Source organism: Flavobacterium sp. SM2513, from assembly GCF_050908145.1.
Classification (GTDB): Bacteria; Bacteroidota; Bacteroidia; order Flavobacteriales; family Flavobacteriaceae; genus Flavobacterium.
The window spans coordinates 390,134-402,363 of sequence record NZ_CP194228.1 but is presented as its reverse complement, the minus strand read 5'-3'; the positions used below and the strand labels follow the sequence as shown (position 1 = coordinate 402,363).

General features: G+C 33.9%; 12 protein-coding genes and 1 tRNA gene. 6 read left to right on the top strand and 7 right to left on the bottom strand.

Annotated elements, in window-relative coordinates:
• The first annotated feature begins 61 nt into the window (after nucleotides 1-61).
• The 4 genes from ACQ5J2_RS01550 (at nucleotide 62) to ACQ5J2_RS01535 (ending at nucleotide 3,098) form a co-directional block, all read left to right on the top strand.
• The gene (locus ACQ5J2_RS01550; protein ID WP_432671934.1) at nucleotides 62-862 is read left to right on the top strand and encodes an energy transducer TonB; all 801 of its coding nucleotides are present in this window, start codon (nucleotides 62-64) and stop codon (nucleotides 860-862) included.
• Between the two features lie 9 nt (nucleotides 863-871).
• A complete protein-coding gene (locus ACQ5J2_RS01545; protein WP_432671933.1) occupies nucleotides 872-2,092 on the top strand; it encodes a bifunctional folylpolyglutamate synthase/dihydrofolate synthase in 1,221 nt (406 codons plus the stop codon).
• 82 nt (nucleotides 2,093-2,174) lie between these two features.
• A tRNA-Val gene (locus ACQ5J2_RS01540) sits at nucleotides 2,175-2,249 on the top strand.
• A gap of 150 nt (nucleotides 2,250-2,399) precedes the next feature.
• Nucleotides 2,400-3,098, top strand: a complete 699-nt coding sequence (locus ACQ5J2_RS01535; protein ID WP_432671932.1) for a pseudouridine synthase — start codon at nucleotides 2,400-2,402, stop codon at nucleotides 3,096-3,098.
• A gap of 91 nt (nucleotides 3,099-3,189) precedes the next feature.
• Here ACQ5J2_RS01535 and ACQ5J2_RS01530 read toward each other — a convergent pair whose 3' ends face one another.
• From ACQ5J2_RS01530 to ACQ5J2_RS01505, 6 genes are all read right to left on the bottom strand, one after another.
• Complete coding sequence (locus tag ACQ5J2_RS01530; RefSeq protein ID WP_432671931.1) at nucleotides 3,190-4,629, bottom strand: FAD-dependent oxidoreductase; 1,440 nt, start codon at nucleotides 4,627-4,629, stop codon at nucleotides 3,190-3,192.
• A gap of 214 nt (nucleotides 4,630-4,843) precedes the next feature.
• Nucleotides 4,844-6,256 carry a TolC family protein gene (locus ACQ5J2_RS01525; protein ID WP_432671930.1) on the bottom strand — a complete coding sequence of 471 codons (1,413 nt, stop codon included), beginning with the start codon at nucleotides 6,254-6,256 and terminating at the stop codon, nucleotides 4,844-4,846.
• Entirely contained in the window at nucleotides 6,237-7,589 is a 1,353-nt protein-coding gene (locus ACQ5J2_RS01520) for an HlyD family secretion protein (protein WP_432671929.1), read from the bottom strand. Before ACQ5J2_RS01520 ends, ACQ5J2_RS01525 begins: the two co-directional genes overlap by 20 nt.
• Complete coding sequence (locus ACQ5J2_RS01515; protein ID WP_432671928.1) at nucleotides 7,582-9,252, bottom strand: peptidase domain-containing ABC transporter; 1,671 nt, start codon at nucleotides 9,250-9,252, stop codon at nucleotides 7,582-7,584. Before ACQ5J2_RS01515 ends, ACQ5J2_RS01520 begins: the two co-directional genes overlap by 8 nt.
• The gene (locus tag ACQ5J2_RS01510) at nucleotides 9,249-9,929 is read right to left on the bottom strand and encodes a TetR/AcrR family transcriptional regulator (protein ID WP_432671927.1); all 681 of its coding nucleotides are present in this window, start codon (nucleotides 9,927-9,929) and stop codon (nucleotides 9,249-9,251) included. The genes ACQ5J2_RS01515 and ACQ5J2_RS01510 overlap by 4 nt, the downstream gene beginning before the upstream one ends.
• Before the next feature lie 96 nt (nucleotides 9,930-10,025).
• Nucleotides 10,026-10,355, bottom strand: a complete 330-nt coding sequence (locus ACQ5J2_RS01505; protein WP_432671926.1) for a LysR substrate-binding domain-containing protein — start codon at nucleotides 10,353-10,355, stop codon at nucleotides 10,026-10,028.
• On the opposite strand from ACQ5J2_RS01505, the gene ACQ5J2_RS01500 reads away from it, so the two are divergent.
• Both ACQ5J2_RS01500 and ACQ5J2_RS01495 read left to right on the top strand, forming a co-directional pair.
• Nucleotides 10,280-10,597 (top strand): L-threonylcarbamoyladenylate synthase, encoded by a 318-nt coding sequence (locus ACQ5J2_RS01500; RefSeq protein ID WP_432671925.1) that lies wholly within the window; start codon nucleotides 10,280-10,282, stop codon nucleotides 10,595-10,597. The genes ACQ5J2_RS01505 and ACQ5J2_RS01500 overlap by 76 nt on opposite strands.
• Entirely contained in the window at nucleotides 10,591-10,821 is a 231-nt protein-coding gene (locus tag ACQ5J2_RS01495; protein ID WP_432671924.1) for a hypothetical protein, read from the top strand. Before ACQ5J2_RS01500 ends, ACQ5J2_RS01495 begins: the two co-directional genes overlap by 7 nt.
• A gap of 86 nt (nucleotides 10,822-10,907) precedes the next feature.
• Here ACQ5J2_RS01495 and ACQ5J2_RS01490 read toward each other — a convergent pair whose 3' ends face one another.
• Entirely contained in the window at nucleotides 10,908-12,191 is a 1,284-nt protein-coding gene (locus tag ACQ5J2_RS01490) for a UDP-N-acetylmuramoyl-tripeptide--D-alanyl-D-alanine ligase (RefSeq protein ID WP_432671923.1), read from the bottom strand.
• Nucleotides 12,192-12,230 lie beyond the last annotated feature (39 nt).

Genomic DNA, 12,230 nt, shown 5'->3' with positions numbered 1-12,230 from the left:
GCGGACAATTGAAGTTACCGTTTACAACTGATAACCGACAACCGTTAACTGACAACTAAATATGGAATTCTTAGAAACAGAAGAAGAAAAAAAATCATTCGCCATCACAACAGCCTTGTTTTTGTTGCTGTTCATTTTGTGCTTTTTTCTTGGATTAACCTATCTTGACCCACCACCAGAAAACGGCATCGCGATTAACTTCGGAACGACCGAAACAGGAATGGGCGACAAGCAACCTACAGAAGCTATTCAGTCAGCACCAACACCTACTGCAAGTCAGCAAGCAGCTGCTGCAAAAGAAGATATTATTACCCAAGATAGTGAAGAAGCTGTTGTTATTAAGGAAACAAAGAAACCACAAAAAACAACTAAAGAAGCTACCAAAGAAGAAGTAAAACCAAAACCTGCCGAGAAACAACAACCATCAAAAAGCACATCTGATGCGCTTTCAAGCTTAATCAACGGACAAAAATCCGACGGAAAAGCACAAGGAGGAGAAGGCGATGATAAAACAGCCGGAGATAAAGGAAGTCCAAACGGCGACCCTTACGCAAGTGCTTATTTTGGTTCAGGAACGGGAAACGGTGGAGGAAGAGGTTACGGATTAAACGGACGAAAACTAAGTAACAGCGGAAAAGAGGTTCAAAACTGTAACGAATCAGGAACAGTAGTCGTTCAAATTACCGTTAACCGCAGCGGAAACGTAATTGATGCTCGATATACTAAAGGAACAACCAATACAAATCCATGTTTGGTAAATCCAGCAATTGCCACAGCTAAAAAATACAAATGGCAATCCGACCCAGACGCTCCAGAAACGCAAGTTGGCTTTATTGTAGTGAACTTTAAATTAGGAGAATAATTCTAAAAGATGAATTACGCTGAAACCCTTGATTGGATGTTCAATCAATTGCCCATGTACCAAACACAAGGTGCATCGGCTTACAAAAAGGATTTAACAAACACAATTTTGTTGATGGATTATCTCAATCATCCAGAAGCAAATGTCAAAACCATTCATGTTGCAGGAACCAATGGAAAAGGCTCTACATCACATCTCTTAGCCTCAATTTTGCAAGAGGCGGGTTATAAAGTTGGTTTGTATACTTCGCCACATCTTAAAGATTTTAGAGAACGAATTAAAATCAACGGAGTAGATATTTCAGAAGAATTTGTCTGCGATTTTATAAACCAACACAAATCCTTTTTTGAGCAAAACCAATTGAGTTTCTTTGAAATGACAGTGGGTTTAGCCTTCGATTATTTTGCCAAAGAAAAAGTAGACATCGCTATCATCGAAGTTGGAATGGGAGGAAGGTTAGATTCAACCAATATTATTACACCTTCAGTTTCCGTAATAACCAATATTGGATTAGACCACACGCAATTTTTAGGTAATACTTTAGAGCTTATTGCAGCAGAAAAAGCGGGAATCATCAAACCTACTATTCCAGTTGTAATTGGAGAATATACTTCGGAAACGAAACCTGTTTTCATTGAGAAAGCAAAACAAGAAAATGCTCCAATCTATTTTACTTCTGATTTAGTTAGCGAAACTTTTCCAAGTGCTTTAATCGGCGACTATCAAATACACAATAAAAAAACAGTTTTGCAAACGATTAAAATTCTACATGAAGTAAGTGATTTTATAATTACTGATGAAAATTGTAAGAATGGATTCTTAAATGTAATTGAAAAAACGAATTTACAAGGTCGTTGGCAAATACTACAAGAGCGTCCAAAAGTGATTTGCGACACCGCTCACAACAAAGATGGCTTAAAAATTGTCTTGAATCAATTGCAAAAAGAGTCTTTTTCTAGATTGCATATCGTTTTAGGAGTGGTAAATGACAAGGATTTGAGCGAAATTCTACCTCTCTTTCCGAAAAATGCGATTTATTATTTCTCAAAACCAAATAATTTCAGGGGATTAGACCCATTGATTTTGCAACAAAAAGCGAAAGATTTTGAGCTTCTTGGCGAAGTATATAATTCAGTTAGAATCGCTTATGAAAAAGCGTTGCAAGATGCGACTCCCAATGATATCATCTATGTTGGTGGAAGTACTTTTGTAGTTGCAGAAATACTTTAAATTATTTTCATTTTTTGTTTGGAGATATGTAAAAACGTGCTATATTTGCACACGCAATAACGCAAGGCATTGCAACCCGAAAGGGCGATTAGCTCAGCTGGTTCAGAGCACCTCGTTTACACCGAGGGGGTCGGGGGTTCGAACCCCTCATCGCCCACAGAAAACTCCAACAGAAATGTTGGAGTTTTTTTTTTGATTAAAAATGGCACCTTGATTTTCATACTATCTAAAAACTCTTCGTAGATAGCTATAGAAATAAATAAGTCTTAAAAGTACTTTTAGTCCTAATCTCTTTTATTTTTGCCAAATGTTAGAAATTCTTTACCAAGACGAGTACATTATAGCCATTAACAAACCAAGTGGATTGTTGGTTCACAAATCATTTTATGCGCGAGACGCAAAAGAGTACGCTATTCAGGAATTAAGAAATCAAATAGGAGGGCAACACGTCTATCCCGTTCATCGGTTGGACCGCAAAACTTCGGGTGTTCTGTTATTTGCTTTAGATAAGGAAGTGTTGAAAATTATGAACGAGCGTTTTGCAACACGTGATGTAGAGAAAAAATATTTGGCCATTTTACGTGGTTGGTCGCCCGAAGAGCTAACGATTGATTATGATTTAACCAACGATGATGGCGTTACGCAAAATGCAATAACTTACTTCCATCTTTTGCAACAGACTGAAATCAATTTAGCATTTAATAACAAGCCAACTTCGCGCTATTGTTTGGTAGAAGCGATACCGGAAACGGGAAGGATGCATCAATTACGAAAACATTTCAAACATATTTTTCATCCTATTTTAGGAAGTCGTCCTCATGGTTGTAACAAGCAAAATAAGTTATGGTTGGAGCATTATGAATTGAAAGGAATGATGCTTCATGCACATCAATTAATCTTTAATCATCCAATAAGTAACGAACGACTAATCTTGAATGCAAAGATAAATGAAGAGTTTAGCAGCGTAGGAACTATTCTTAATCTAGATTTGAGTAAGTATAATTAGAATACTAGTTCGAAGGTACTTTTAATTTTGAGTTTTATTGATTTATAGATGATATATACTCCAGCATATATAGAATTAACGCGAGCTTCTCTTATTTCGTAATATACCTTCCTCTTGGTCCGTCGCCTTCATTTAAAACACTTTCAGAATGTAAAAACTGTGCGGCATCAGCTGAATCTTTGACTTTAATGGCAGAACGTTGTAGCATTTCTAATTCAAAATCATCTAATACGCTTTTTCTAATACCCACTTTTCGCCATTCTGATAACGGTCTGCAACCTTTTGTAATTCCTCGAGCTAATGCCAATGCATCTAGAAGCGCTTGATTGGCTCCTTGTCCTTTAAACGGACTCATGGGATGGGCTGCATCTCCAAGTAATGTTACTTTCTCCTCTTTGCTCAATATTTCTGGACGAAGTAACTCTCGGTCGTAAACTGGATAGCCAGAAATTTGTGCTATCGACGTAGCTGCTAGAATTTCCGGAATAGGCGAGTGCCACTGCGTTCTGATGCATGCCTCTTTCTTTAATGCTTCAGGTCCTTGAGCACTCAATATCTTAGCGTCATCTTCAGACATTGGAAAGCTAAGTTGCCACATAATTGAGTCGGAAGTATACGGCATCATATAGATTCGCTCATTCCCGTTGGCTGTTTGAAATACGGTTGCCGAGTCCAGTAAAGGATTTTCAATACCATCGAGGGCTTTTAAGGGACAAATGCCTAGTATTACAATGCAATCCAGATACCGTAGTGGGTTGATTTCTTCGCCAATAAGTACTTTTCGAACAGTACTACGAATGCCATCAGCTCCAATAACCAGGTCTGCCATAGCGGTTTTTATGGTTCCTTTAACTCGTAAACTTAATTCTATTACTCCGTTTTCAGATTCTTTCAGGTCTATTAATTGATGGTTCCAATGTATTGTATTTGGTTTGTCAAGCTGCTTCAACAAGGATAATCGCAAATGTTGTCTCGCGATATGTATATTAGTTCGTTTTGAAGTAGTTTGAAGAACTGAGTCAAACCATTTCCGGACTCCCCATTCTCCAATTACTTTTCCATCTGTAGTATGAACAACGTGTTTTGTAGAAACAACACCTTCTTTTAAAGAAATTATTCCCAGGCCTTCAATTGCTTTACTGGCTTGTTGTAAAGTTAGTCCATAACCTTGAGACCTGTCATCAAAGCTTTTGTCTCGCTCATAAATTGTAAATGGAATTCCCCGATGCAAACAAGCTGCTGCAAGTGCTATTCCACCTATTCCGGCACCAATTATGGCAACGTGTGGAAAATTGACATTGTCAGGAGTTGGAGGAAAATGAGATGCAATTATCCCCGTTCCTGCACAGTTCCTGCAAGGATTTAGGTGGCTTTTAGGAGCTTTTGGAGGTGTTCCTTCGCTACTGTATTTTTCATAGTTAGACAATGCATTTTGATACCGAAGCTTTGCTTTCTTGCTGATTCGTTGTTTTTTCGTGCCTTGTCCTTGGCATTCTTGACAAATAGTCCAACTTGTTTTTTTATTTTCCATTCTTTTCAATTTCTCCTTACTTAAATTGAAATTTTTTTATTTCACAGTATTTCTGGATTTTTGATATTGTGCAAATTTAAGGAAAATGTAAAGAAAATGTTTACATCATTAGTTACGGAAAACTTCTTTAATTAACTCTGCTTTTGTTAAAAGTTAAAAGAGTATCAGTTTCGGAGTCAAACTATGTACAATTAAATTTTACTTTATTTGTATTTTACTGCAAAACAGCCATGATTCTAAATAAATTCGCATACGAATACAAATAGCGATTTTCCAAATTAATTTGTGATATTTGACTACTAATCAAACTATTTTCACGGCTGTTGATTAAAAATAAAGAACTTTCACCAAAAGAAAAAAGACGTTCTTCTGATTGAAGCATTTTTTTGTAATCGTCTACTAAGGTGTTTGTAATAGCAATTTGCTTTTGTAAAGCAGTAATTTCAGTCCGTCCGGCTTTCATTTTATTGTCTAATTGCAATCTTTCTAAATTCAAATCCAATTGAGAATCTTGTAATTTGAGTTTGGCTAAATTTAAACTTCCTCTTTCTTTTCTCAAAAAAATGGGGAAGGTAAAATTAACTCCAATCTTGTAGTCTTCTAGCCGATAATTATCAAAGTAGGAAGGTTCTGATAGGTAATAGTAGCCAATGTCAAGTTTTGGCAAAAGTGAGTTGGCTTTCAACTTCCGTTCTAAAGTCAAAATTTCTATTTTCCTTTGTAGTGATTCTAATTTTGGATGGTTTACAAGCAAGTTTGCTTCACCGTCAATTTGAGTTTTAGGTTGATCTTGTCCGATTGTATTTTGCAAGTCTTCATCGGGAATCATTGTTTCCTGTAGTTCAACAGGCACATTTTCTATCCATAAAAAATTGGATAACTCAAGTTTCGCTTTCGTTAATTTTAGCTCTGCCTCTAATAAGTTTATTTTCCTATTTTTAATTACAATACCAGCTTCAATACTATCAATCGCTGGTTTGTCGCCAAATTCGATTAACTTGGTTATACCACCGTATCTTGTTTCGGCAAATTTCAGATAGTTTTGGTATAATTTAAGTTCATTATAGGCTTTAAGCCAATCAAAATATGTTGCTGAAGCTTCGTATAGAATTTCAACAGCTTCTAATTTCAATTCAGCTTCTGAGAGTCGAATTTGCAATTTTGCTTTTCGTAAATCGGTCATACGTTGATTTATCCATAGACCTTGACCTATTGGGACTGTAATGCCTACTGAAGTCAAGCCATTGTTTGGCGTTACGTTCTCGGGATTGATGTAAATCCCTTCACCATTATCAAAACTTGCTTTAACCTCAATGCCGTACCATGTTGGAATTTTGAAACTACTGTTTAAAACCGAATAATATTCGTTATCCTTAAATTGCTTTTTGTCATAATCGACTTCAACTTTTGGGTCAAAAGCACCTCGAGCTTGCATTAGTCCTGCTTCACCTTCACTAAGTTTCAAATTCGCTTGTTTGATTCTTGGATGGAACTTTTTGACATAGCCTAAAAATTCAGAATAAGTAAGAATTTCAGATTGCAGTTCTTGACTTTGAGTGATTCCAAAGGTCATTAACAATAAAAGTAACGCTAATTTTTTTATGAGATTATTTTTTAGCTGATGCATCTGTGCCAGTTTTTGATTCATAATAATTAGGAGGAAATCCATTTAGTACACGCCAAATTTCAAACCCAATTGGAACAGTTTCTAAAAGAGCTAAAGTTTGAGCGCCTGCACCAATACTCAATTGTTTAGGCCATTTATCTTCATTTGGGTCTGGAGCGATAAGGATTCTATATTTACCATTTGGACTTATGAAGTTTTCAATTGCAACCACTCGTCCTCCAAAAGTTCCGTAAGACATATCCGGCCACCCAGAAAAAACAATTGTAGGCCAACCGTCGAACCATACACGTACTTTTTCGCCTCTTTTCAAAAGTGGCAAATCAATAGGATTCACATAAGTTTCTACAGCAATGTCATAATTGGCAGGCATGATGCTAACTATAGGCGTTCCTTCTTTTATCATTTCGCCAAGTCCTGATTGCATAGCACGATTAATATAACCGTCCTGTGGAGCCTTGATGTAATACATTCCATTTCTTATGCTGTAATTAACATACTGATTTTCAAGTTTATTCACTTGAGCTTGTGTGTCGTATTGATTGCTTAATGCAGTATATTTATCACTGTTTGCTTTTGAAATCTTTTCAGAATATTCTGCATTTAAACGATTTATTTCCATACGAGTGTTTAGAAGTTCATTTTGAGCCGTCAATAATTTATTTTCTTGCGTAATTATTTTTGCCTGAACTTCTTGTAACTTCAATCTTTTTTCCTCCACATCAGTCAGTGGTTTTAAACCTTCTTTGTATAATTGTGTTGAACGATTGAATTGCGTGTTGCTGATTTTTAATTGTGTATGAACAGCTTCTAAGTCAATACTGTCACTTTTAATTTTAAGCAATCCTTGTTTGATTTTATTTTTAGCTTGTAGCAACTTCAACTCTTTTTCTTTTGAAAGTGACGACATTTGGCTGTTTAAAGCTCCCACTTTTCCGTCATAAGATTGCAATGAGGATTTTTTTGCATCCACTTGGTCTTTGGTATTTGCTACTAGGTTTGGGTCAAAATAATCTTCTTTTACTTCTGAAATGAACAAAATTGTATCGCCTTTTTTCACAAAATCACCTTCTTGAATGTACCATTTCTCAATTCTTCCTGGGATTGCTGCATGAATGGTTTGAGGACGCTGATTGGGTTTAAGTGTAGTTACGGCACCACTTCCGGAAATATTTTGTGTCCAAGGAACAAATAAGATAAGAACTCCAAAAACGCAACTTGCAACAATAACTTTATTTAAAATTTTGTAATGAGGTCGATTACTTAATTCTTTTAAGGTTTTATACGTTTCAAGTAATTCTAGTTTTTTTGTATAATTATCGGATAAATTAAGCATGGTTTATATTTTTATCGTTGATAATTCTTCCTTTGTCCATGATGATAGTTCGGCTTGCTTTTTCTTTCCAATACGGATTCGTAGAGGTCACAATTACTGTCCATTTGTGTTCAGGTAAACAAATGAAATCAATAATTTTTCTCGCCGTTTCATCATCCATTCGGTCAGTTGGGTCTTCGTAAAAAAGTATTTTTGGTTTCTTTACAATACTTCTCGCAATCAGAATTTTCTGTGCATTCGACGAAGAAAGTTGTTTGCCTTCAGGAAGGATTTCAGTGTCTAATCCCAAAGGTAAGGTTTTAATAAACGAAGATAGTGCCGCTGCATCAATTGCCCATCTAAGTTCATCATCGCTAACATTGGAATCATTGAAGGTGATGTTTTCAATCAGTGTTCCTTCAAATGGTGTTTCCCCTTGCGTTATAGTAGCAATTTGAGCACGGTATTGACTGAGATTTATTTTACGAAAAGTATCATCATTTACATAAAATAAACCCGATGTAGGAGCTAAAAGTCCCGCTAAAATTCGAATTAAAGTAGTTTTTCCAGAACCATTTTTACCGCTTAGTATGATTTTTTCGCCAGGAGAAATATGTAGTGAAATTTCCTTTAGTAAATCATCAGAACTATTTGGAAAACGGACTTTTATATTTTCTAATTCTAAGCTAATTGCAGTATAACAAGTGTCTACTTTGGTTTCATTTTCGGCTTCAAATTCCATGTCAGTAACTTGTCCTATTTTTTCTAAGGAAGTTAAAACATCGTAAAAAGTTTCGAGACCAATAGTGATTTTTTCTACAGAATTAATGACAAGTAGAATTACAATCTCTGACGCCACAAATTGACCGATATTCATTTGTTGTGTAATTACCAAGTAGCCTCCTAATATTAACAGTCCTGCTGTAATAGCAATTTTAAAAAAAACCAATTGACTGAACTGCCTTTTTATTATCGAAAAATGTTTTTCTCGGTATTTTAAATAATTATCTACAATTAAATCATTTTTATTTAAGGCAAATTCAAAATTTTTTTCATTGCGGAAACTTGTTCTATTTCGAGCAATTTCTTGAAGCCAATCAGCAACTTCATACTTGTATTTTGATTCTGATAAACTTGTTTGTATTCCAGTTTTGTAGGAATATTTAAAAATAAAATAAAGCAATGCAATTAATAATAATCCGAAAATTATAAAAAAGGGATGGTAGAGCGAAAGTAGTATTATTCCAAAACCAATTTGTAGTAATGCTGCTGAAAAATCTAAAAGTATTTTTGAACTTCCTTTTTGAATTGTTATTGTATCAAAAAAACGGTTGGCAAGTTCAGGAGGATAAATGTCCTGATATAAATTTTCAAATTTTATTTTGGGCAATTTATATGCAAATTCAAATGAAGAGCGAACAAATATTTTTTGTTGGATATTCTCTGTGATTCGCAACTGCATAAATGCGAAAAATCCTACAACAGCAACACCTAAAACAACAAAAATGACAAGTACAATCCAAGATACACTAACTCGACCACTTTGAATGAAGTTGATGATAGCTTGAACCCCTAGAGGTAAGGACAGGCTGACTAGCCCTGCAAAAATAGCATAGAAAAATATTTGAGAAATATCTTTTTGGTCCATTTTTAAAAGTTTGAAGAAACGTTTCGTAGGACTCATATTTTGCTTTTTATTAATTTTTTAGTTAAATCAATGTAATAATCTGTTGGACTAATTTTCTCATTACAATCGGTAATTGATTTTAAATGATTACTCAAAAAATGTTGGTGTAAAGAACCTTCAATCATATCTGAAACAAAGCTTTTAGCATAAGGGTAATCAGGAACAAGTACTTTTAACATTGTTACGATTCTAGTGATGACTCTTTTGTATACGACAAAAAAGCCTTCTCGAATTTCTTCATCGATTTGTTTAGTCAAAATCGTTTTGGTAAATTCAGTAATAATAATTTGATTCAAAACAGATTCATTTATATATGATGTTTTTAAATCATCTTCTATTTTTTCAGTAACTACTGCAATCGCACTTAATAATTTATCCTCTGGATTGCTGATATTATTTGTTGAAAAAACCAATTTATATTCAATCCAACTCCAGTACCAAGAAGATAAGTAGATTAGAAGTTTGTGTTTATTTTCAAAGTACCGATAAATGGAACTTTCATTAGAGTTTATTTTTTCGCCTAATTTTTTGAACGTAAAATGGTCGAAACCAATTTCGTCAATTAAAATAATACTTTCTTTCAAAATGTTTTTCCCTAAATCAGTAGTTTCTGGGTCTTTTATATAGATTCCTTGTGGTACTTGTATTTTGATGTTCGCGAGTAAACTATCCATAAGTTAAGTTATTTGTCGCAAATATAATAGTAATACTATTGTAAAGTAATAAAATACTATTATTTAACAATTTAATAGTAGTAGTTATTTGTAAGTTCAGGCAGTTTTTTCACTTATAATTCGCTCTTTATTTTCTTGTAAATAATCTAAATATGATTTTGTAACGGGCGAATGCTTTTTGTTTTTTAAGCAAATGAGACTCCACATTGTTTTAATTGGTAAATTTTTTATGGGAATAATTTTCAAATCATCATCTGTCAATTCGTGTTTTAATAGAGTAGTAGGTAATATTGAACTTCCCATTTCGGCAATCACGACTTGTTTTACTGCTTCATTAGTAGTCTGTTCGAATGCCCAATCATTTACTAACTTTAGAGTTGCTGTCTCACTTGTCTTTTTCACTTGCTGCACCAAGTGCAAATTCATTAATCTCAATTAGCCCTATAAAATCAGAACATGTTAAAAATTATTTTGATGGTAAACTAAATTTTATCTTGGATGGTGGAATTTGTGAAGTTAGAATTGAATCTACGATAATTTGTTTTAAAGACGGAAAAGCAATGCTATATCGTCGCGGAAGTTGTGATATTTCTGAAATTGATAAGTTTACAGAAAAATTAATTTTTTCAAAAAAAGACAAAAAAAAACAGAAGCTCCAAGAGTGTTAAAAAGACATTATGTTCAAAAAAAAACACCACTTGTTTTGATTGCCAACTATTTAAAAGAGACCCAAAAGCACGCAGGTAAAAAAGTTGGACTGCTGCCTTTTTCGACTGTAAATCAAATTTCAGAAGATATATCTTATAGATTTTTATCAGAAAATGATTCGTTGAGAGAAGCGGTTGCAAATTTATATTTTACCTTAACTGGAATTGGATGCAATGAATTTTGATGTAATTATTACAAGTCTTATTCCAAATAGAAGGACTTGGTAAAAGCATCAACAACCGATTAGGACGTGCTGCAGCTTAATAAAATTTACAATAATTCAACAATTCGCTCTAATGCCATTCCTCTAGAGCCTTTAATTAAAATATACTTATCTTGGAATTTCTTTTTAGAAAGTTCTCCTATTAATTCGTCAAAAGTGGCAAAAAAATGAAAGTTTTGCTGTTCAGTTTTTGTCTTGTAAAATTCTAAACCAATAAAATAAAAACTGATTTCAGATTCGTTTTTTAATGAGTTAACTAACGATGTATGTTCGTCAAAACTTTCGCTTCCCAACTCAAACATATCACCTAAAAAGGCAATTTTGTTAGCTTTAGGCAATTCAATTAAGTTTTTTAAAGCAACTGCCATACTACTTGGATTAGCATTGTAAGCATCTAAAATAAGCTGGTTGGTTCCTTTTGTGCTTAGTTGAGAACGGTTATTGGTTGGGCTGTAATTTTCAATTGTTTTTTTAATCAAACTGTCTGCAACTTTAAAATAATGACCCATGGTTATGGCAGCATTTATGTTGTTGGCGTTATAAATCCCTACTAATTTTGATTGAATAGTTTGGCCGTTGTAGTTTACTGAAACAAATGGGTCGGCTTTACTACAGTTTATAAAAACATTAGCACTTTTATCTTTTGTAGAAAAAGTATACTGTGAAATTGCATTGCTTTTATCTACTTGAATTGAATCGTCTATATTGACAAATACTTTTTTATTTGCGTTTTTAAGAAATTGGTACATTTCACTTTTTCCTTTTATAACGCCGTTAAAACCTCCAAAACCTTCTAAGTGTGCTTTTCCAAAATTTGTAATATAACCATAATCTGGTTGTGCAATTTCGCATAGAAATTCAATTTCATTTTGATGATTCGCACCCATTTCAACAATACCAATTTCAGTAGATTTGTTAAACGAAAGTAACGTTAGAGGAACACCAATATGGTTGTTTAAATTTCCAACAGTCGCTTTTACTTTGTATTTCTCCGATAATACGGCATTGATTAATTCCTTAGTGGTGGTTTTTCCATTACTTCCGGTTAAGGCTATTACAGGTATTTTTAAATAATTACGATGAAAATTAGCCAACTTTTGTAAAGTTTCTAAAGTGTCTTCTACAAGTAAAGTGCGTTCGTCAATAAAGTATTCTATATTGTCTATTACTACAATCAAAGCTCCTTTTTCTAAGGCTTCTTTTGCAAAAGTATTGGCGTCAAATTTGTCGCCTTTCAACGCAAAAAACATAGAATTTTTTTCTATTTTTCTAGTGTCAGTTGTAAATGAATTGCAGTTTAAAAATAGTTGGTGCAGTTTTTTTAATTCCATGGTGAAAAAGTATTAAAACTATAAAAGCCCTAATTAAAG